The sequence below is a fragment of the Pseudomonas silesiensis genome (genome assembly GCF_001661075.1).
GTDB classification, from domain to species: Bacteria; Pseudomonadota; Gammaproteobacteria; order Pseudomonadales; family Pseudomonadaceae; genus Aquipseudomonas; species Aquipseudomonas silesiensis.
The window spans coordinates 5953215-5974714 of record NZ_CP014870.1 but is presented as its reverse complement, the minus strand read 5'-3'; the positions used below and the strand labels follow the sequence as shown (position 1 = coordinate 5974714).

At 49.3% G+C, this 21500-nt stretch carries 14 protein-coding genes and 2 pseudogenes; 6 read left to right on the top strand and 10 right to left on the bottom strand.

The window, feature by feature from the left end:
* Positions 1–16 precede the first annotated feature (16 nt).
* Positions 17–970, bottom strand: coding sequence for an adenosine deaminase (locus tag PMA3_RS26490; RefSeq protein WP_064679941.1), 954 nt, complete (start codon positions 968–970; stop codon positions 17–19).
* 332 nt (positions 971–1302) lie between these two features.
* On the opposite strand from PMA3_RS26490, the pseudogene PMA3_RS26485 reads away from it, so the two are divergent.
* Both PMA3_RS26485 and PMA3_RS26480 read left to right on the top strand, forming a co-directional pair.
* Positions 1303–1629, top strand: a pseudogene (locus PMA3_RS26485) (calcium:proton antiporter); the annotation flags it as partial.
* Positions 1630–1979: 350 nt separating this feature from the next.
* Positions 1980–2900, top strand: coding sequence for a DUF808 domain-containing protein (locus PMA3_RS26480; RefSeq protein ID WP_064679939.1), 921 nt, complete (start codon positions 1980–1982; stop codon positions 2898–2900).
* Positions 2901–2988: 88 nt separating this feature from the next.
* On the opposite strand, the gene PMA3_RS32360 is transcribed toward PMA3_RS26480, so the two are convergent.
* Positions 2989–3105: a helix-turn-helix domain-containing protein gene (locus PMA3_RS32360; RefSeq protein ID WP_109413302.1), complete on the bottom strand. Its 117-nt coding sequence runs from the start codon at positions 3103–3105 to the stop codon at positions 2989–2991.
* Positions 3106–3332: 227 nt separating this feature from the next.
* Positions 3333–3797, bottom strand: a complete 465-nt coding sequence (locus PMA3_RS26475; protein WP_064679938.1) for a helix-turn-helix domain-containing protein — start codon at positions 3795–3797, stop codon at positions 3333–3335.
* A 188-nt stretch (positions 3798–3985) separates the two neighbouring features.
* On the opposite strand from PMA3_RS26475, the gene PMA3_RS26470 reads away from it, so the two are divergent.
* The 4 genes and pseudogenes from PMA3_RS26470 to PMA3_RS26455 form a co-directional block, all read left to right on the top strand.
* Complete coding sequence (locus tag PMA3_RS26470; protein WP_064679937.1) at positions 3986–4723, top strand: metallophosphoesterase; 738 nt, start codon at positions 3986–3988, stop codon at positions 4721–4723.
* A gap of 446 nt (positions 4724–5169) precedes the next feature.
* Positions 5170–5574 carry a DUF6957 family protein gene (locus PMA3_RS26465; protein ID WP_064679936.1) on the top strand — a complete coding sequence of 135 codons (405 nt, stop codon included), beginning with the start codon at positions 5170–5172 and terminating at the stop codon, positions 5572–5574.
* 39 nt (positions 5575–5613) lie between these two features.
* Positions 5614–5970 carry a hypothetical protein gene (locus PMA3_RS31240; RefSeq protein WP_082930432.1) on the top strand — a complete coding sequence of 119 codons (357 nt, stop codon included), beginning with the start codon at positions 5614–5616 and terminating at the stop codon, positions 5968–5970.
* Positions 5971–6837: 867 nt separating this feature from the next.
* Positions 6838–7186: pseudogene (locus PMA3_RS26455) on the top strand (DUF4113 domain-containing protein); the annotation flags it as partial.
* 524 nt (positions 7187–7710) lie between these two features.
* On the opposite strand, the gene PMA3_RS26450 reads toward PMA3_RS26455, so the two are convergent.
* From PMA3_RS26450 to PMA3_RS26420, 7 genes are all read right to left on the bottom strand, one after another.
* Complete coding sequence (locus PMA3_RS26450) at positions 7711–9516, bottom strand: hypothetical protein (RefSeq protein WP_064679933.1); 1806 nt, start codon at positions 9514–9516, stop codon at positions 7711–7713.
* 199 nt (positions 9517–9715) lie between these two features.
* Positions 9716–10894 carry a hypothetical protein gene (locus PMA3_RS26445; protein WP_064679932.1) on the bottom strand — a complete coding sequence of 393 codons (1179 nt, stop codon included), beginning with the start codon at positions 10892–10894 and terminating at the stop codon, positions 9716–9718.
* Positions 10891–12354 (bottom strand): hypothetical protein, encoded by a 1464-nt coding sequence (locus tag PMA3_RS26440; protein ID WP_064679931.1) that lies wholly within the window; start codon positions 12352–12354, stop codon positions 10891–10893. Before PMA3_RS26440 ends, PMA3_RS26445 begins: the two co-directional genes overlap by 4 nt.
* Before the next feature lie 40 nt (positions 12355–12394).
* The gene (locus PMA3_RS26435; protein WP_064679930.1) at positions 12395–13951 is read right to left on the bottom strand and encodes a DUF2272 domain-containing protein; all 1557 of its coding nucleotides are present in this window, start codon (positions 13949–13951) and stop codon (positions 12395–12397) included.
* Positions 13952–14135: 184 nt separating this feature from the next.
* The gene (locus tag PMA3_RS26430) at positions 14136–15659 is read right to left on the bottom strand and encodes a DUF2235 domain-containing protein (protein ID WP_064679929.1); all 1524 of its coding nucleotides are present in this window, start codon (positions 15657–15659) and stop codon (positions 14136–14138) included.
* A gap of 602 nt (positions 15660–16261) precedes the next feature.
* Positions 16262–17716 carry a hypothetical protein gene (locus tag PMA3_RS26425; protein ID WP_152032289.1) on the bottom strand — a complete coding sequence of 485 codons (1455 nt, stop codon included), beginning with the start codon at positions 17714–17716 and terminating at the stop codon, positions 16262–16264.
* A 423-nt stretch (positions 17717–18139) separates the two neighbouring features.
* Entirely contained in the window at positions 18140–21262 is a 3123-nt protein-coding gene (locus PMA3_RS26420) for a helicase-related protein (RefSeq protein WP_064679927.1), read from the bottom strand.
* Positions 21263–21500: the final 238 nt, after the last annotated feature.

The window sequence follows — 21500 nt, the reverse complement described above, 5'->3', positions numbered from 1 at the left end:
GGGGTTGCGGTGATGCTTATGGTTTGACCAGGCGCGCATCCAGGCTGTTCTGCGCCAACCGTCTGGCCTGATCCTGGGTCATGCCCAGATCGGTATACAGCGCATGGAAGTTCTCGGTCACATACCCGCCAAAGTACGCCGGGTCATCCGAGTTCACTGTCACTTTCACTCCGCGTTCCAACATGTCGAGAATGTTGTGTTGGGACATGTGGTCGAACACGCACAGTTTGGTGTTCGACAACGGACACACGGTCAACGGAATCTGTTCGTCGATGATCCGCTGCATCAATCGTTCGTCTTCGATGGCGCGCACACCGTGGTCGATGCGCTGAATCTTCAGCAGGTCCAGGGCCTCCCAGATGTACTCCGGCGGACCTTCTTCACCGGCGTGGGCGACGGTCAGGAAACCTTCGTGGCGGGCGCGATCGAACACGCGCTGGAACTTGCTCGGTGGGTGACCCATTTCCGAGCTGTCCAGGCCAACGGCAACAAACGCATCACGGAACGGCAGCGCCTGGTCGAGGGTTTTCTCTGCTTGCTCTTCGCTCAAGTGGCGCAGGAAGCTCAGGATCAAACCGCTGGTGATGCCCAGTTGCTGCTCGCCGTCCTTGAGCGCGCTGGCGATGCCGTTGAGCACTACCTCGAACGGTACGCCACGGTCGGTGTGGGTCTGTGGGTCGAAGAACGGTTCGGTGTGAATCACGTTCTGCGCCTTGCACCGCAACAGATAGGCCCAGGTCAGGTCGTAGAAATCCTGGGAGGTGCGCAACACATCGGCGCCCTGGTAATACAGGTCGAGAAACTCTTGCAGATTGTTGAAGGCGTACGCCTTGCGCAGGGTTTCGACATCGCTCCACGGCAGGGCGATCTTGTTGCGTTCTGCCAGGGCGAACAGCAGCTCAGGCTCCAGCGAGCCTTCCAGGTGCAGGTGCAGTTCTGCCTTGGGCAGGGCGTTCAGCCAGTCGTACATAGTCTTTTCTCATCAGGTGCAGATGGCGAGCATTCTACAGATGCTCGTGGAAACAATTGGCAAAACCTGACCGGGCGGTTCATTGCACCGCCGGCTGTGCCCGTCGGTAGGCGCAGCGTGATAGCCATCGCAGACAGGCTCCCACCCACAACAATAGCGCAGTCCCTGTGGGAGCGGGCATGCCCGCGAAGAGGCCCGAAAGGCCAACAAAAGTGCAGGGCCCGGCGCGGTTGCCTGTCACGGGTGCGCTAAGGTGTAACGAAACGTTAGCGTCGCCCCGCAGTCAGTAGCTCACCCCACTGATTTCGCCTCACCCGGCAAAAAGGCCCGCAATGCTCACACTCCTCAAGCAAGAAAAGTTTCTGCTGCTGGCCCTGATCGCCGCCTTCGTCGCCTATCCGCTGGAGCACTGGATGTTGCACAGCGGCCAGCCCATTGCGCTGACCGCCGGACTGGTGCTGGTCGCTTTCATTGTCATCGCCTCCATGCGCGTCGCCCATCACGCCGAGCTGCTTGCCGAAAAAGTCGGTGATCCCTACGGCACGATGATCCTGACCCTGGCCGCAGTACTGGTGGAAGTGGTGATCCTGGCGATCATGATGAGCAATGAAGCGTCGCCGACCCTGGTGCGCGATACGATTTATTCGGCGGTGATTTTGTAGACAGTCGCCATCGTGGTGTCAAAAGGTAGGTCGGCTCATGCGGATTGCATGGCGTTATTTTCTCGATATGCCTAATGAATTAGGGGCTAGCAGCGCCAAATGCTTCTGAAAATATTGCATGAAGTAGGTGAGGATTCGTGTTTCATTCTAGCGAGAGAAGGTGTCAAAAGGTGGTGTCAAAACCGGGTAGGTCTAGACAAAGACACGTCTGACTATCCGTGAACAGCTTGTTGCCTTGATTGTCTAGTAACGTACCCTGTCACATCTCCATGGTCGTTCATTACACAAAAGTGCCTTTCCCAAAACGACAGCCTGGGGAAGGAGTTTGGAAACAGAAGGAGGACTTGATGGCCGGCAGCAGCCTGTTCGCACTATTGGACGACATCGCCACTCTGCTCGATGACATCTCCCTTATGAGTAAGGTCGCTGCGAAAAAGTCAGCGAGTGTTCTTAGTGATGACTTAGCGGTGAATGCTGAGCAGGTCATTGGGATGAAGGCTGATCGCGAGCTACCGGTGGTATGGGCTGTTTTCAAAGGGTCGATGAGGAACAAAGCCATCCTTGTTCCTTGTGCTCTGATTCTGAATGCTGTGCTGCCAGGAGCTGTTCATTGGTTGCTGATGGCCGGTGGCGCGTACCTTTGCTACGAAGGATTCGAGGCTATAAAAGAGAAGCTCACTCGTGATCGTAAGGATGGGAGAGGAACAAAAAAGCCCACGAAGCCGAAAACCCCTGAAGAGATAGCTGCGTTTGAGAAGAGAAAGGTCAGTGGGGCAATTCGTACTGATTTCATCCTCAGTGCTGAAATCATTGTCATAACGCTGAATATCGTCGCCGATGCATCTCTACTGCAGCAGATCCTGACATTGATCATCATCGCTATCGTGATGACGATTGGTGTGTATGGCTTAGTCGCGGGTATTGTCAGGATGGATGATGCAGGGCTTGCTCTTGAAAAATCAAACGCGCAAGGAGCATGGGGAACAATTGTCAGAAGGTTAGGCGGAGTGCTTCTTTCCGCTGCCCCCATACTGATGAAGTCATTGTCCTGGATCGGGACTATTGCGATGTTCTTGGTCGGCGGTGCGTTCGTAACAGACGGCATCGAGCCTCTCACGCATTTTGTGGATGGTCTCGTAGAGAGTGCGAGAGATTGGGAGCTAGCTGTGACTTGGGGAGTTCACTGTGTAATTGGCGCTTTGGTTGGTATGACGGCAGTTGCGCTGGTTAAAATCTTCTCGACCATTTCCGATCAAGCAATACACTAGCAGGTGCGCTGACCGTTCACGTTGCATGATCTCCAACGTGCTATAGAGGGCTTTCAGAAGCTACCCAAGCCTTGCTCCTGCAAATGCGTTACGTAGTTTGCTGCCAGTACCGATGCACCGTTGAACTAGCCAGCCCAAGCCTCTGTGCGACCTCCGCCTGACTCAATCCTGAAGCCTTCAACTCTCTTACTGTCTCGGCATTCATTGCGAGGTTTCCCCCGGAGGCCGCTTCTTCAATTCTTTCCCCACAAACCGAATGCGAGGATTGCTCAGTGCCCTCTGGCAGTCCAGAGATCTTCCACGGGGCCAACAGCGCGAGTTTTGTTCGTGGAGGTAATTGTGCTCAGCTTGAGAGCGCCATGGGCTCTCTGTCGTGCTGTCACGTCCAACGAGACGGAAGGTACCTGAGCTGCTAAGGAAAGCTGATAAAAATCACTCGATTCTTCTGTGCCAGTGCTTATGAACGGTAGCCGTAGAGATACCTAATTCATCAGCGATCTCTTTCTGGGTAAGTCCTTCCTCGCGTAATGAGTGGACTTTGGCGGTCATTATTAGGCCTTTCTCTGTAGGAGACAGCCTTGGGGTGGCCGTTTCCTCTCGTAGCTCATCGATAGCGCCGACTTCGGTAAGGTACTGAATTTCGGAGATCAGGCGCGAGAGCGTTACATCCATTGGCTCGTCGTTCCGGCTGCAAATTGCCATAGCGAATATCGCTAAAGGATCAACTCTCAAGGCTGTAGCAATCTGGTCAAGCTTCTCCAGCGTCACACCAGAGCGACCGCTCTCCAGCAAGGCTAAGTAACTTCGGCTGGTTACATTAGCGAGATCATCCTGGCGAAGCTCCTTGGCCCTACGCGCAGCCCGTAGCGCTTTCGCGAATGCCTGACTCAGCGACATTGAAGACCCTCAAAAATGAGGATCAGGCCATGTTGATTGATTAGCTGCCACCCTATATATTGTACGTAGCTAATTTGCGGTTCACGACATTCACACTCACTGAGAGCGCGATGTGCAGTGGGCTGCAGGTGAGGCAACGTACTAACAATGTCTATAAATTGACAGACATATCCGTCTGAAGGGAAGAAATGAGGATTCAAGCTCTATCAGATATTCATAACGAATTTTCTCTATTCAATCCACCGTGCTTAGACGTTGATGTGGTGATTTTAGCCGGTGACATTGATACAGGAACTCGCGGTGTGGAATGGGCCAACAAAACCTTCCACTGCCCCGTAATCTACGTCGGCGGAAACCACGAATACTACAAAGGCCATCTTGATCGCACACTCCAAAAAATGCGTGAGAAGGCGCTTCCTCACGTACATGTTCTAGAAAACGAGCAAGTCGTCATCAATGGAGTACGGTTTCTTGGCACTACGGGTTGGACTGATTTTTACTCAACAGACAACGCCACCAGTGCGATGCTTGCCGCTCAGCTTTCCATGAATGACTACAAACAAATTAGAACAGGAAATCAATATCACCGGATAAGGCCAATAGACCTCCAGCAGAAGTCGCATTTTGCGAAACAATGGTTGCTATCGCAATTGTCCACAAAGTATCAAGGGAAGACAGTAGTCGTAACGCATCATGCGCCATCACCTGAGTGTGCCCCCGGGATTAAATATGAAATGGGGCATCTAGCTGCAGCTTACGTCAATGATTGGAAAGAATTTGCAGAATTCGATATAGACCTATGGGTTCACGGTCACACGCATGTCGGCTATCACAAATCCATTAACGGCATTCCACATGCATCCAATCCGCGTGGCTACCCGTTTGAAGACACAGGATTTGTATCGGATCTAGTGCTGACGATTTAAAGGTCAACGGTGCGCCAACAAAGTCTGTTATCCAGGAGTGTGTAGTGTTTAGAACAAGCGAAAGTCAACTGCAAGGCAGATTTAAAATGCCTGATGAGAGTCTCCTGCTGTGGAAGTCAGTTGACCTTAGTCACAGCCAATATTCGTTCTTAATAGAGGGGGTAGGGTTCTTCGACGGGACATTGGGGCCAAACGTGCGCCTCGTTTGTGACGCGGCATCAGTTCAAACTATTTGCAGTTCGGGAGATTCCGAATTTCTTGCTGTAACCAAAGTATATCTAATTTCCCCAACGTGGATGAATGGGCAAAATGAACGTCTAATGGAACCGCTTTCCGAAATCAGATTGCAAAGTTCTGACCAAGAACCACCAATCTACGAATTCGTTACCATGGCGGGGGAGACCTATACAAGCGTTCCACAACCTAAAACAACCTGAGATACCACTATGGTGACCCTGGATGAAATCGCTCAGCTACTCTACGGAACCGACGGGGAGGCTTCGGGTTGGAATGGCACCCAAGAAGACTTGATTTCCCTGGCTGGGAAGTTGTTTCCTAGCAAAGCGTTTTGTGTGGTGCGGCAGTGGATCTTGATCGACCTCACTGTGACACCCGAGGAAAAGGAAAAATTGACGATACTCGGACTGTTACCAGCGACCTTGTACGCTCACGAAGTCGTCTTGGATAGCAGGTGTCGCTTTCAACCCAAAATGTGGGTGCGCAGTAATTTCGGACTGTCATTCATCTACGGCTGTATGTTTGAAACCAAGAATACCGTCTACCTCCTCTGGGGCCCAGGCCAGCGAAAAGAGGCGACTTTGGAGGCTGCTTTTTCGATGTCGGCCGGGTAAGCGGTAATTCATTTTTAAGTCGTTTGGAGCATTGGTTGAATGACTGAAATCATTGAAGTCGAATTGTATAGTAAGGAGCTGAGTGACTTTCAGCTGTGTCGACTCGGGCGAGCGAGCATTCGAAAATATTCGGTACCGGTCACTGCGTTCATCAGCGATGCCTTCATCGCAAATGACGCGTGCCATGGCGTGTCCTTTGATCACGTTGAGCAAGGTGACGCTTTTCGCCCAGCAGATGGCGGCCTCATTCGAACAGGGAAAATTCAGAGAGCATGGAAAGAGGGAGGTTACTGGCTTCTTGAAACTCAAAATGGCAACTACGTCCTTGGCAGTTTCCTACGAGGCTTTGGTCGGCGTAGCTTTTGCGATTTGCTTCGATCAGGTGAGCGTTGCTGAGGGGTAAATTCAGCAACGTTACAATGGGTCGATTGTTAGATCACTGCAGGCTGATACTGTCGAACCATGGACATCAGACCTCAGCGTTCATCAATAAGTAGGCTGGGCTCCGTATCCGTAGTGATCCAGCAATTTCTGCAGAAACTCACGTCGCCGTTAGACAATGCTCAGAACTAGATAATCTCGGTCGACGTCTCTCGTCGACAGATGCCCAGCATCCACCAGGCCATGGATATAGCCTTCATCTTTGCCCCTTGCCTCGAGCAATGCCTCGATAGACGTACTGAGCTAAAGCCGCTTTCTGATTGAAGTCAGCCCTACCCAAACGGCCTAGCCGCTGACGCGGAGAAGCGACTGCAGTAATACCACCGGCACAGCGAAAAGCGGTCAGGGCTCAACCCTCACGAACTCATGGCCAACCTGCAAATCGTGCGTAAACAAATTATCTATTGCTGCGCCAGGTCAGGGAATTTTGAAGAAGCAACAGTTCATAGCGCTCTCCGTTATGGGGAGTGCCATGCCCCCGGTGTGTAGAGTTCCGAACTGATGCCCGTCAGAAATCATCAAAGGCCCGCGTTTGCTGGGAGGAATGGTCAGCGGAGCCGGAGATGAAACCGCTTATATTCGCTGCCGCGAACCGATCCGGCGCGTGACATGGCGTGGGAGATGAAACCCTCGATAATCATCAAAGGCTCGCGTTTGCTGAGCGGAATCCTTCCTGAGTTTGCATGGTCTTGCCCCCTCAATCGCGATACCCAGACTTGCCCTTAAGCAAACACTCCAATTCAAGCGGCTCATAGAATTTTTCCTGAGTGGAACACTCCAGCTTGCACGGCAAGCCGCTAACGCGAAGGAGCGACCAAATGAGTCTTGGTCGGATTGCCGTACCCAACCGACGATGTCCGGTTGATGACAAAAACTGCCGTGGAAGGGTGTATCGAGTTTCCTATCTGGTTTCAAATACAGCAAAGCCGAGGTGCTTCTAGTCAACCTATGCCAAAAAGGCGAGTACACGGAAGATCTCTTTTCGATCTCTCAACCGGTAGCCACCGACAAAGTGATGGGTGTTCTCGATGCCATCAATGGGCGGTGGGGCAGGGGCACGATGCGCCTGGCGAGTGTGCCGACCGATCCGGACTGGGGGATGCGTAGAGAGATGATGAGCCAAAGCTTCACGACGCGCGTTGATCAGCTTTGGACTGTGTATTGCCGGTAGCCCGCACCAAAAATGTCATCAGTGAGACGCATCCAGTCAGAATCGCACTAGGGCACATATTAGAAACACGATGAGATCGTCTCTTGAAACTCACCACTTTAGTCCTAAGGAAGGCCTAGTAAGCCTTCTCCGGAAATGAGCTCATCGGTTGTCCATATCCATCCCTGATAACCACCTTCACGTCCATTCTACAGAAGCTGGTCAGCCGCCCCCTTAGTATCGCTCAAGCAGTTCCAGATAATCGCAATAATTACGATGTCGTTGGCAAGCAAGCGTCCAGTTGATTCTGGGGACAAGGTTGATCGAGTTCTCAGGCAAAGGCCATGCATCACAGATGGTAGACTTGACCGATTTTCAACAAACTGCTGGTCGAAGAGTTGGCTGCAGTTAAGACAATGCGGGGAGAAGAAAAGCAAACTCCGTTGGTTGGCTTAGTCGGGTTTTTCGGCAGGATGCTATTTTCGTAGTATTGATCGGTTGCAAGCGGTTGAATTTAAAGTAAGAGTCGTACATCGTCAGGGATGTTAAAGAATTTTACCTATAATTGAACTTATTAGTGGGTTGCTTTTTGCGATTGAAATGATAAATAGTACAAAAATTATTTTCAGAACAATTGATTCGCTGCATGCTATGATCCTGAACTTGTAATTGCTGGTGTTCAGCCAGGCGAAGGAGATTTTGGTGGCGCAGTTGTAGCTAAATTTTGCCGCTATTGAGATTCTATATACATAATCTTCTACCGGGCGACGTTTTGTCGATGATGGAACTTGGGGTAGATATAATGAGGTGTATATAAAAAATAGTAGTAGGCCGAAAAAAAAGGCTCTGCTGGGTCTATGACCCCACCCCCAAATCAGACCGCTGAAAGGTGATAAGCTCTGATCTTTCGCTGCTATTTCATACTGAAGTTCGTTGATGGCCTCAAGATTGTCAAACTGCTTGAAGTTGTCTATAAGCATGAGGTATTGCTCGGTACAGTCACGTGAGCAAGTATCTATTATTACTGGAAATATCGCTTGCCAGTCAGCAAAAATCCTAGAGTTAAATTTTGCATCTGAAATCATGATTTTGGATGTTATGATTCCTCGTAGATATATCGTGTCATTGAAAGTTGAAGCTGTGAGATTTAAGATGTTCCCTGCAGCAAAGTGGCGAAACTCAACCACACCTTTTACAATGATGTTGGATAAATCGCAAATATTGCACGCCGATTGTATAAATGTTAGCCCGTCGGATAATTCAGTTTTCTTCCCGGCAATTAGGTGTTGGAATGACTCATTTAAATGTGGACTGGTGATTGACTCTACGGGTAGTGTCTTGAAGATGATTTTGTCAATTAAAACTTTTTGAAAAATTGGGGTTTCGGAAAAGCTTGATGATCTAAGTTCAAGTGTTGATCCGATCGGTATTGTGCTTAATTCTCTTTCGTAATTAACCCAAGACCAAGGGTAAGGGATGGCGGGTGGGTTTATCATGTTGAAACGAGCTGTGCCTTGGAAGGTGTTGCTATTTAGTGAAAGAGTTGAGCGAATATATGAATGACTTAAAACCAAATCACTCTTGAATGTGTTCTTGGACATGTCAGTATGGACATCGAACTCAGAATTAATTATTAATACTGCTTTATTGAAGTTGTTGTTTTTTATGGTGACTTGAGGCTCGTTGGTTGTTTTTGCGGCGCCAAAGATATTACATTTGTCGCAAAATTTCGAGTTGAAAAATGTAACGTCATTATGAAAAGTATTGTGTTTGAATGATGATCCAGGCTTTAAATAAACGTCATCTAGCTCAACTTTTCCGTGAAATTGGCTCGAGTTTATTTTTAATGTCATGGAGGTTTTGTCCTTGCCTACAAAAACTGTCGATTTATTTTGGGTTGTGAAGGCTGTTTCATCGTTTGTCCCATCAAATATGACATTGTCAAATAATAGTTCCAGTGGGCGGAAGAGCGTATAGAAGTCTTTGATTTCTCCACAGATTTTCTCATCAGAGCAATTTGGGGTAGCTAAGTATAGATTTCTTTCAATAACTGAGCCTTTAATGGAAACTTTTACAGGGGTTTTTAGATTTTCATTATTCACGCTTTCGATAGTGTTGGGCGCGCTGGCAATTTCAAATATTGCAGATCTAAGAGCGTCCGCATCAATTCTACGATTTACGATTTCCTCGTTGGAATTTATCTTTTTTATTAGTTCGGCTTTGTCGATTGACAAAAGCTCAGTCGAGGTCGAGGCATTTGCTTCAACGATCAACAAAAGGGTCAAGCCAGTGAGAAAGTTCTTGGCTCCGGAGTACAGTCTAAAGTTGCGATGTATGCTGGCATCTTTCACTAAATGGCTCCGGATTCGTCGTGTATAAATGACAATTAACAAAATCAGACCTAGGGAATCTTGCGCACCCGTGTAGCTGACACGTAGGCTGACCAAGTTGTTTCCATACAGCGCACAAACGTCATTGGGAAATTAATAGAGATAGCCTGGATGCTTTAACACCAGCGGTTTTTTTCGAGGGGCTTGTCGTTGAGTGTTGTTAGCTACCCGAACTGTCATTCTTTACCGGCATAATCTTCTCCGTCAGCTTCTCGATCAGGTAGGTGTTGACCTTGTCTTTACTATCAGCTGCTGCTTCGAGGGCTTTGGCGGTCGGCATCTTGTCAGGGCCCTCCGTGACCGTAAGTGTAACTTCCTGGAATCGTTTTGTTTTCTCTTCTTCGAACTGGACATAATTTCTGGAAAGCTGGTGGGCTCCATATACGGCGCCACTCTTCAGGTGATCCATCGTAATCGTAGGCTCGTGTACACCTAGCTTGGTCTTGATGAGGAGCTTACGCTCCAGCCCATTGGCAGTTCCCTTGTGAAGTGGATAGGGGTAAAAAAGATTGGTGGGAATGACCGTATACAAAACGTTGTCGGCTTTCTCAGTAGCGACGACGTGCATCTCAAGCACCATCGATGGATCTTCAGTCAACTCGTCAAAGGGTCTGGGAGTAATTTGTTCGTCGACCATTGGTAATGGTGAAGAGTAATTAGTAATTCTCGAGGCGAAAGCTTCGTTTTCCGTAGCAAATACGTTTAGCAGCTTGTCGGATTCTGCCTTGGCAACGCCTGGCTTGTATTTGCCAGCCACCAAAAGGATGCACAAGTCGTTAGCAGAGTTCTTCAATTCAACATTTGCCGACTTCTCTGCGGCTTTTCCGATGATATCTGCCTTCTCGGTAGCGTATTTTTTTGCTCGATCTTGGTAGGTACTCTCATTCTCGCCTGGTTTCTTCTGCTGTGATAACATAAACTCTTCGTATGAGTTTTGAAGCGCTTCTGATCTTGCCGTACGAGCTTTTTGAGCTAGTGTTAGGTTTTTGTCGGTGGGCCAATAGTTGTCTTTGCTTAGAATTATCAAGGATTTGCCGTATAAACTAACATCGCCTTTCAGATAGTTAGCTTTGTCCGTCATGTATTGGGAAAAATACTCAGTAGCTTGATTTACGACGAACGATGCAATTGCGAGTACAACGACGCTGCCTTCAGGGTTTATGCTTCGATAATCACATTGTGACCCATACTTTACGAACACCCTGGTTTCAGCTCTTGTGACTGAATTTTTACTATTAACTTCGTTATAGTTTACCTTTCCTGTATTGAACACGTCGTCGGTGGTTGTGTTCGAACAGCCCACTAAAATCGCTACCGACACCATGGCTGTAGTTTTCATTTCTTCGCTCCACTTGTGCTTATCAGCCTGGCATAGTTGGTAGCAAGTTTTTGGTTTTGATTATCCTTTTGAAGCTCGCATCCGTTGAAGGAATTGTCTGTTCCTGAGTGAATTCCAACAAGCTTAACTTTGTCTAACTTGACGTCATAGCTGTACATTGGAGCGCCAGAAAAGCCTATAACGCTATTGCATCCATGAATGATGCAGCCATTTGGGTACTGCTTAAGAACCTTACAATAGCCCGCGCCATAGGGACTCCAACCGACAAGTCGGTTGTATTTTGCTCTTACTTCTTTGGGATCAGGCCTTTCGAAATCCGTGGGGCCTTTCAATATATCTGCAAGAGACTCGCCAGTTGGCATTCCAGGCACAAGAATGCTTTCTGCGGCACCAACTTGAGTATCTGCCCCTATAAGAAACGGATAAACCGCATCATCTGGTGTGTCCATCTCGATTATAACAATATCACACGCGATCCCGCACCCAACAAATGCTTTTCCTCTAAGAGGGACTATCCTGTTTCCAATAATTACACCTTTCGTATCTGTTTGAATTACACCTGAACTGGCAGTAACATTTTCGCTAATACAGTGACTAGCCGTTACCCACCAACCTTTTTTGTAGACCGATATGTCACATATGTGCTTCCTTTCCTCATTGACGATTGAGGTTACATTGCTGAGGGCTGCAAGATAAGTCATAGTCGGAAGTGTTTCCGGAAAAACGTTTACCGTTTCTCTGTCTATCCCGGCGAAACAATTTGCTGCATCTCCTTCATCGATTCCAGGCTTACAATCTGCCGGGCCATTTTTAAATTTCACACCTTTAAGTTGATTTTTATAAGTGTCCTTGTATCTCTCATCTTCATACGATGGAAGTGTCATCATCTGATCTTTTTTTCGCTTGACGAGGTCACTGAAGCTTTGAGATTGCAGGTTGGTAACAACCAAATCGTCAGGAAGAATGTACTGCTCTCCATGAATGTAGTTGTCTTGCAGGAATTTTTCTTGCAATGACTTGTAGGTTTCAGGTGAAGGGCTGACTCTACTGCTCTTCATAACTTGTACCTTGAACTCATTTTGTAACCGAAGCATCTTGGAAAAATCTGGGCGTGACCCGAAAGTGATCGGTGTCATGCCGGGCTCGGTATAGATAGGGATTGGTTTTTGCCCTGGTGTCTGATTCAAAATTAGCTTCCATTGAGGTAGATTTTCATCTTCATCTTTATCTTTATCTGCCTTAGGCCAACTTAAGTCGTCGTCAGTTTTATTGCTAATACTGTTACTTTCGGTGAGCTTCCATGTGGTTGCCCCGTCGTCGACTTGAGGGATAGCATAATCGATATTTTGTGGATCTCTTTGTTCTGCAGCGAACAATTCTCCGCTCACCAGTAAAACTAAGGTGGCTGCGGCGGTCTTTGTAAGAGTGCTTACAATCTTGTCAAGATGTAGTCCAAGCATGATCGGCACCTCTCAACATTCGTTGGCAAATGATAATCGCTCAGGAAACAAGGCCCGCACGGTTTTTGAGAACAGTGATTACGCGCTGCCCCTCCATAATGAATCCTTTTGTATTAAGCTTATATTCTTGTAGATCGCCATCCATTGTCACCGTGCCACTTATATTGCCGCCGATTACTCGAGCGACGTCGGGTGTAACTTCCACTACAATATCCGAGTGACTATCATAACTGGAGTGATTTTCGGCATAGGAATATGTGAACACTCCTGACCCTCGATTGCGGTGGATGATGTCGCCGATAGCCGGTTGCGTCTCGGTGATGCGATATCCCCAGAACGGCTTGTCCATACGGCTCGTAATACGTGCTTTGATAGCGTTGTTTACAAATATCGAATGGCTTGCTGCAAAATGAAAATTAGAGTAAGCAGGGCCGGCCTTTTTTACAATCCATGAAATGAACGCTGCAGACCAAGGAACGTCCGAACCATTAGGGTAACGACTGCGTCCGTCATATGGTTCTCCAATCGCGGCCCACATTTCTCGGACATATCTATAATAAGGATCCGTTTTTTCGTTGGCATATCCCTTTTCAAAACGCTCCCACTCATCGAGAGCCGCACGCAGAAGAGCCTCAACTTCCGGGCGACTCGGTTTACGTAGGTATTTACTAAATACGACTCCTTCCTTAGATCCGACTTTTACCTTGCGCCAACCCTCTTCAGTGGCGGCACCGAGATCGGTTACCTTCTCCCCTATAGTCAAATCACGAATGATGCTGCCAGAGGGTTCGCTTCGTAGTCGCAATCCTTCGGTCGCGACCAATAGATCAGCGCCAGCGTAATTTTCCATGATTGATGATTCAGAATGGCCACCGAGTGTCGCGTCCATTTCATCGTCCCAAGCAAGAAATCCTCGTCCCGCCTCATCGACCAGGAAAGCACCAAGCTCCTTTCGAGGAACTCTGACGACGTTTTGGTCATATCCGATACCGGAGGCTAAATGCTTCGCCTCTGGAGGTACCTGACGCATATGCCAACGATTAGAATAGAAGAACTGCTCAGTTCCCAAGAAAAGGCGAGACATCGATATCCACGGAAGCGTGATTAAACGCTCTGCCAGAAGTTTCGAAAGTACGGCTCCGCTGCCATAGGCCCCTATATAAAAGGCACTACCGATCTCGTCCTTTATCGCCTGGAAATAATCGAGAATTGGGCCATCAATTTGTTCTGAAGTAAAGTCCGCGTCAACGGCGAACAGGATCGTGCTGCCTTTGCCCTTTGGTTGGCCCACGAGCTTGGCGAAATCCATTGCGCTTTTAGCATTCGCCGAACCTTTTAGCTGCGAATAGTCTTTGATACTTCGGCTGCTGTCTTGGAAGACCGGCAAGATCCCAAAACCCTCCTTGGAAAGGAATTTTGCTTCTTCAGGAGTAATTGTTTTTGGTCTGGCCGAGCTTGCATAATAGCGAATAATAATATCAATGCCTTTCTCACGCATGAGTGTGAGGAATACTTTTCCTGAAGCATTATTGAGTCGTGTACTTACGTCTACTGCTGAACAATTATCGACATTAATAAAGTCTTCTTTATAAGCCATATGTGCGACTCCTGTTCCTCACGATTTATTGGATAAGTAAATGTATCGATCGTTTATGCTCTCTGGTCGTGAGTTTTGTTGTTTTCACGCAGCAAAACGTTTTTTTCAAGTTAGGTGGCGTTGCTTAAAGTTTTAGTAAGTGTCTGGTTTGTCTGGCGTTGCACTTCGGCTCTTCCGTTGTTGCTCATTTTCTCTCAATCTTCAATGCAATATGGCCCCTGTTGTTGCCGTAGCAATTCCAAGCATCGTTAGCATACGCGTAGAAATATCCTGAGCGCTTAGGTGTGTATGAACGGCCCTCACCGATCAGAAATGTTTCGGGTGATATCAAGTGTCCTTTCTCATCAACACCACAGGTATTAGCAATAGCACCGATCAAGCTAAACCACTCAAACCCTTCGTGTCGCTTAGTGAATCGAAAATCTGCAGACTTATTAGCAGATAGTGACTTGAACCAGTTTTCTATTTCTCCCAAAGCACTTGCCAAAAGGTGTACGACTTCGGCCGGTTGAAAATTCCCGTCTCGTGTGCCATTGGGGCCGCAGGTAACCGAGGCGTCCATCCACTCCCCAGAAGCGCTAAACGTGTAAGCCACGCCCGCTTCTAACCACAACCCCGTTTCATTCCATTGATGACGAGCGAAGACGTCCAAAGCGGCGAACGCAGCAGGGTGGAGGTCAAGAACATGTCGATAGGGGCATTGAGTAATAGGCGGTGCTTTTTGCCTCAATATCGCAGAGTCATGAAATTGTTTTGTCTCGGAAAGAAGCGGAATGCTGCGAGGCTGAGTGGGTAAGATGGAAAATACACCGCTACATGAATCGTGCATAGTGTCATGGTGGCTTGGTTTGATTTGATCGGTCATCGTATCAACGAAATCAAGCCCTTCCCTTCTGGCCTCGATAATCATCCAATTCAGCGCTCCGTCGGACAAACCACTTTCGCGGTAGCCACCACCAACATCAGAATGCACACCTGGAAACCAGAGTTGTATTACGTCTTGCTTAGATGCGAAATCAGTCCACAGGGTAGGTTGGAAAGTTGCACGTAATTCGTCCATTGCTACAGCGTGACGCGCAGTCTGCACAGATTTGCTGAGGGAGGTGTCGTGGAAGGTATAATCGTTCCGGTTATCTAATAGGTTCAGAAATGCCATATCGTCGGGAATACCTAACGCTCCTACTGTATCCCAAACACCTATAAATCGTATTTTTATGTCTTCTCCATCATTGTTATGGAAGCTCCATCCCATTAAATCCCAGTCAACACGAGTCTCTATTCTGCGTCTATACCCATTTCTAAGTAAATGTTCAATTCTTATCCATACTTCAGAATCGGGTAAGTCCTTAATCTTTAACAAGCCGCAGCGCGAAATTAAGCCGCATAAACTGCGGACGGTATATGCTCCTCGGCTAAAACCAAAAAGGTATATGTGGTCTTTAGAGGAATAGCCATAACATAGTTTTTGGTATGCGCTCATGATGTTTTTGTCTAGTCCACTACCAGCCCCGCCGCCTAAAACTTTATCCCACCAAGACCCGTTAGTACCTACACCAGGATGGTAGTATTTCTCTTGCGCAATTCCGGATGAATCTAGCTCGCTGATGGAATTGAATATTCTGGCAACATTCGTTGGGGCTGGAACTCCTTTATCCATTTGACTCGGAGTATTCCACGTTCCGTCGCAGCAGATAACAATATTAGCCATGTCGCGCCCCCCGTATGGCAGGTTGTCAAGCTTTGTTTAGTCATTCGTGGTACTAGGATGTCTAGCAGAAATAGAAGCGGTGTAAAGGTAGAATCTGAAATAGATTGGAGGAAGGCGACAAACGGGTCGGTTGTAAGACACTCGAACTATCCCGTCTTACGTCGACAATCAGATGTGGCATATGGATCTTTGCTATTAATACTATTAGGATTTTTTCTAAATAAATCCTTTTCTCAGGTGGCGTTGTGTAAAGAGGGATTAACACATTGTCATAAACTACACACGATCTCAGCAGGACGTACTAAACCAAGGTCGTCCAATATAATAGCCAGCCTGGCTGACAGTTTTATTCAGCAGAATTGTTTCTAGAACGGCGGCATCGCACCATTGTTCGGTTGCTATTTCTTGGGCAGTCGAGCAAGCCTACGTGCTATGCATACGTGTTTCCGCAACTGGGTAATCAGAGATATTCGGATGGTATCCGACGCTTCCCGCGCATCGTGCTAATCCTTGAAAAAAGGCAAAGGGCTAACGCCCCTGCTCCTATCGCTGGCGCATTCCGCGTTAAAACTCAAGGGCGGCATCAGTCCAGTATGCCCGAGTTACTTGTCAATGTAGTTGTCCCGCCACGGCTCTGAGCTATCAGGGAGCTTCTTGGGATGTGGTATGGCCTTCACAACCTTGCCAACTTCCAAAAAACTTAAGCCGTACGCCACGGATAATCTGTCGAATTCTTGGTGGCTCAGGCTAGGCGCATCGAGATTGGAAGGTATGTTGAGCACGCGGAAATCGAGCTTCATCCACGAGCAGAAACTAGGATGGTCGTTCGCCTGTTTCAATTTCTGGTACAGGGTGTGCCGGCTACCACCGCCGCACAGGTACACAGGAAGATTTTTTAAATCGTCTCGAGTCAGATGCCCATTGAACGCTTGCCAATATCCATAGTGACAAACTTGGCTAAAGACCTTCTGATAAAAAATGGCATCCACATGGTCGGCAGGTTTTGTAAACGAGATCTTCGTGTCAGTGAAATAGTCTTCCAGACGCCCCGGCAACCCTGCTTGGATGTCGCTCACCTTCTTGCCGTCAGCAATGGCAGATATTAAGTCACCAAGCTCGGAGTAGTCTTTCTGTATAGCCGACGCCCACCAGTCCAAGCGGTGGCGATGAAGATTGATCGTCCCATATGGCTCAACTACCGTGGTGTAAAATTCAAAGTCCCATTTGCGGCCGCGCCCAGGTTTCACGTGGAAGAGAGATACATCGACTGTGCCTGCACCTACATCAACCATCATGAAATCGTTCGGCGCATCCCGGTCAAACTGCTCTGATGCGACGTAGCCATAGATTTGAGCGGCAATCTCAGGGACGACCGAAACTTCTACATCCTCATGGCTGATGGGAGCTTGACCCTCCTGCAACTCGCGGGCTCGTTTCAAGGCAGATGCGACATTAGGAGTGTCGAAGGTTTTAGTTTTGCTGCCGGCCAAAATCCACGCGGCTGTCCCCAGTAGCTCAAACAGGGTCGCTTCCCGACTGCTAAAGTGGCTTTCTGAAGGCAGACCAACTGACAGCCGCCAGATGATTTTGCTGGATTGGTACACTGAGGCATGTTGCGTGAATAGCCACGCTCGTGCCTGCCGGATGACGAGGGCAATAAAGGCGACCACCCTCTGCTGGCACTCCACAGATTCGGCGTTCGTGAGCAGCTCAAGCTTCAGGTCGGAGTACACCTTGCCGCCTCGGTTGAGCGAGAAAACGTCATTATGCTGATACAACCGGCAAGGCAACAGGTAGCTCGCCAAGCCAATATCTTTGCGGAAGGGGACGGCGAACGATAATCCATCACGACCTAAGGAGCTGTCGCCAAACACTGCCTTGACGGTCGAGGTGCCGAAGTCGAGCCCTAGTACCAGATCCCGTTCGGCTGTTGGAGTAGACTTTCCTTGCGGCCAGCACTGCACGTCCTGACCAGTTAGTTCGTAGGTCAGCAGCGGAGGCGCCTTGGTGTCTACACCATTACCCCAGACAGGTTTTGAGGATGACTGCATAGACACTTGGTAGCATCCGGCGGGAGTGGTGGCTGGCATCGGAGGCAGGGGGGACGCCTTCTGACCAGAGACCCCCTGTCTCCAAACATTATAATCGAGGGGCTGGTCGGGAGCGGGTTCTCTCCGACGCGGAATTACTGCCTTGGACTTAGAGGGGCGCGGCGGCTTCTTTTTCTTGTCTTGGCTACTTGCTTTGCTAGGGGAGGGCGCCTTGCCAGGAGTCTTCGACGTAGCCGGCGAAGCGGTCGAGGACTCAGACGAATTTCTGGGCCGCCGTTTTTCACTATCCGAAACGTTACGCTTATGCTTTGGGTGAGACTTCGGAGGTGGCTTGGGCGGGCTGACGATGGGAATTTCCTCGCCTACCTTTGCAAACGCTTCTTTGACATGCTCAGCCAATGTGACGCGCATAATTCAATTCCTCGAATGCTATAACAAACGGATAACTCCACCACTTACAAAGTCTTCGTTAGCAACGCCACCACTCTTCATTTCAAGCTCGGCAATCCGTTCGTCGATCCGGTTACGGAGCTTTTTTAGTTTTCCTTCTACAGCGGGGATCAGACGGATACGACGTTCCATTCCCGATTTGCGGTAGTTTTGAATCGTCAAAATCAGGCGTTCAGCCTGCTTGTCGAGGTGGGTGCGCAGGGCGATCTTCATCATTGCCAACCTATCGCGGTCTTCCCGGCCCTGTGCATCACGAAATGCAACAAAGCGGCTATTCGATTCATCAAGGCAGTCGGAGAAGACTGCGCCTGCCTCTACGGTATCCAACTCGTTTGCTGCACCTAGCCATTGGCGGCCCTCAATCGCTGCGGTGTTCACCAAGTGCTCAGATTTCTCGCTGTCGATAAACTTGCCGCCAGCGAGCCCCATGGCGATGTATTCCAACCGCTCAGTGTCGCGGGTTCCCGTTATCTGCCAGCGATGGACAGAGAAAATGTAAACACCTGACTTAAATCCCGGAATTTTGAAGGTGGGAAGCTCGATGGCTGAAACCGGGAATCGGGCTGCCGTACGACCAGACTTAGAGAGCTGCTCGGTGACGAATCGGATCAGAGGGTGATCTTGGGTGACGCGCTCGAAAGCATGCGAGAGGTCGCCTTGCCGGTTCTCAAAAAGAAGTGGCTTGGGTCTTGAGCCTGTGAGCTGCGTGCGGCCTTGTAGACGATTTGTCTCAATGAAGTAGTTGAACTCGATCTTTGCATTTACTGAGAGGTCAACCACAAACTCCATGGCGTCACGGTCGGTCGCCGCTAAGCGAGTTCCTGGATAAGCTTCATTGAAGTAGTCCCGAACGTAGCTCAACAGATCCTCGCCTCGGATATACCGACCTAGCTCGTGAGCGGCCCTAACCTTGTTTTGAATGAAGTCGCCGTGAGCGATTAAGTGAGTGGCCTCGGCTTCCAACTCCGCCTGCTGTCGATTCATATTCTCGATGGCGAGAGAAGCCTGATTGATTCGCCGTATTTCCTCTTCGGGCGACAAATTGTGCGTGAGCAGGTACTGGGTCAGGTCTTTGATGGGCTCACCCAACACACCCTCCATGCTGCCAAGGGCGTGGGTGAAGATATTCAAACGCGCCAATAGCCGGTCGTGCACGCGCTCGTCGATGGTCTCCGAGTACATGAAGTTCCAGATGAAAATGCGCTTAGCCTCCTGACCTATTCGGTCGATACGACCAATCCGCTGCTCGATCCGCATCGGGTTCCACGGCAGGTCATAATTGATGACCAAGCTGGAGAACTGCAGATCCACCCCTTCCGAAGCCACTTCAGATGATAGAAGGATGCTCGGGCCGCTGGGATCGCGGAACCGCGCCAGTGCTTCAGACTTATCTATGCCGCCGTATACCAACACGGATTCGACGCCTTCCTCCTGCAATCGCTCGGCAAGATACTTGAGGGTATGCCGATAGAAAGCAAACAGGATGACCTTCTTGCCTGGGTTTTCAGCCCAATAGTGACGCAAGGCTTTCAGCAATTCCGCATATTTACTATCGTCGCGTTTCAGAGTCTCATAGTTGCCGACTTCCTTCGCAATTCCAACCAAGGCAGTCAACAGAGATCCCAGCGGCGGTTCCCGCTCCGGTTCATTTTCAACACTATCTCCCAGCAGTTCATAGATCAGTTCGTCGCGCTCGTCCTGACCCATATCAGCGCCTCTCTTCTGCCAAGCTCGGCACGCGGCGGCCATGCAGCTCGACATCTGGCGCTGGGGGATGGTCACCATGAAGCCTGGCGGAGCGTCACGTCTCGAACAATACTCGCGCACTGCAGCAGTGACCTGTTCATAGAATAAGTTTTCGCTACAACTCATCGTCGCCCGGATCGCATGAGGCACGCGGATAACGCGGCCGTCCTGCACGTCACGTTTTAGGGTGCGGGTAACGACTTTACTCAATGGGTTGATGCGATCTAGGCGATCAGCTAATTCGGATCGGCCCTTTGGGTCGTTTAACTGCTGCTCGGTGGGAGTGTGCTGGGCAAGGAATAGAAGCTGTTCGTTGTTCCTCAAAAACCGAGCGGCCAGCGCTTTGTCGATGCCCTCCCTGAATTCGGTCGACGTCACGGGCCTGGCAAGAATTTGATCACGCAGATGTACGAGCGGTGCGTTGGCTTCGAGGCTGTAACGGAAACTGCCCTCGTAGGGAAAAGCATCCTCGTCGATCAATTGCAACAGGTTGAACAGATCGGCACTGCGAAGTTGGATGGGAGTGGCCGAAAGCATAACTAGGCTCGATGCCACCGGCCGCAGCAAACGTCCCAGGAGATTTGTCTGGGTACCACGGTTTCGGAGGTAGTGAGCCTCATCGACGATTACCATGTCGATCAACGGATCATCTACCTCCGCATCGGTCAGGAATCGTGCAAGTTTGGCGGCTGAGCTTAGACCGGGATTTAGATCGTCATCGTAGCTGCGTGGCGGGCGCAGCCCTTGCATACTGGAGATTAGGGCAAAGCTTTCATGTGGCCGCTCCTTAGCCGTTTTGAGCCGTTTCAGTAATTCACCGGCGTCCACTATGTCGGCCTGCACCCCAAAGCGGTTGGTCAGTTCGTCGCGCCACTTTTCTCGCAACATTGCCGGACAAACTATTAGCAGCCGTTTAGCATCGAGTCGAGCACGCAGCTCCGTCCAAATCAGACCCGCCTCGATAGTCTTACCAAGGCCCACTTCATCTGCGATCAGAATGCCATTGCAGGGTGAATCTAAAAACTGCAAGACGGGCTTGAACTGGTAGGGTAAAAATTGGGTGTTAGTGGTATTGAGGCTGTAAATCAGATTTGCAAGCTTGCCGCTCAGTCGGTGGAAGGTGATCGCCCCTCGCAGGTCTTCACCACTACTGAATTTCCCATTGATGATGCAATCGTAGGGGCTTGCCTTCCTTGCCTCCATTTTTTCCAGCGTTAAAGGCAGGACGAAATCTTCTTTTCCATCTAGATAAGTAATCAGGACGCGGCGCCGATGCGGCGGGCCATCGAATTCGTTGCCCAAAATGCCGATCCGCGTTGGATTGGCTATCAATCTGACCTTATCGCCTGGCTGCATCCCCAACCCCTCCTTCGTAATAGCAACATAGTCATAAGGCTACCAAAGCGCCACTACGCTGAAGATTTAAAATTCTTAAGACTCCTTCCGAGCCTCCGGCAACCATTGATGCGCGTGCGTACTGAATCCCAATCTCAAAAAGTGCTGGGGGAGCTACGTCCAGATCAGCATCCTGGATGCAGATCATGGGGTGTGAGGCGATCTCAATTTTCGAAAGCGAACGGGCGCAAAGGCTCAT

Bases quoted from the DNA above. Each gene is read 5' to 3' on its own strand.
- PMA3_RS26490 (WP_064679941.1), bottom strand. From the start codon at position 970: ATGTACGACTGGCTGAACGCCCTGCCCAAGGCAGAACTGCACCTGCAC.
- PMA3_RS26430 (WP_064679929.1), bottom strand. From the start codon at position 15,659: ATGGCTAATATTGTTATCTGCTGCGACGGAACGTGGAATACTCCGAGT.
- PMA3_RS26420 (WP_064679927.1), bottom strand. From the start codon at position 21,262: ATGCAGCCAGGCGATAAGGTCAGATTGATAGCCAATCCAACGCGGATC.
- PMA3_RS32360 (WP_109413302.1), bottom strand. From the start codon at position 3,105: ATGAATGCCGAGACAGTAAGAGAGTTGAAGGCTTCAGGATTGAGTCAG.
- PMA3_RS31240 (WP_082930432.1), top strand. From the start codon at position 5,614: ATGACTGAAATCATTGAAGTCGAATTGTATAGTAAGGAGCTGAGTGAC.
- PMA3_RS26475 (WP_064679938.1), bottom strand. From the start codon at position 3,797: ATGTCGCTGAGTCAGGCATTCGCGAAAGCGCTACGGGCTGCGCGTAGG.
- PMA3_RS26465 (WP_064679936.1), top strand. From the start codon at position 5,170: ATGGTGACCCTGGATGAAATCGCTCAGCTACTCTACGGAACCGACGGG.
- PMA3_RS26470 (WP_064679937.1), top strand. From the start codon at position 3,986: ATGAGGATTCAAGCTCTATCAGATATTCATAACGAATTTTCTCTATTC.
- PMA3_RS26480 (WP_064679939.1), top strand. From the start codon at position 1,980: ATGGCCGGCAGCAGCCTGTTCGCACTATTGGACGACATCGCCACTCTG.
- PMA3_RS26440 (WP_064679931.1), bottom strand. From the start codon at position 12,354: ATGCTTGGACTACATCTTGACAAGATTGTAAGCACTCTTACAAAGACC.
- PMA3_RS26445 (WP_064679932.1), bottom strand. From the start codon at position 10,894: ATGAAAACTACAGCCATGGTGTCGGTAGCGATTTTAGTGGGCTGTTCG.
- PMA3_RS26435 (WP_064679930.1), bottom strand. From the start codon at position 13,951: ATGGCTTATAAAGAAGACTTTATTAATGTCGATAATTGTTCAGCAGTA.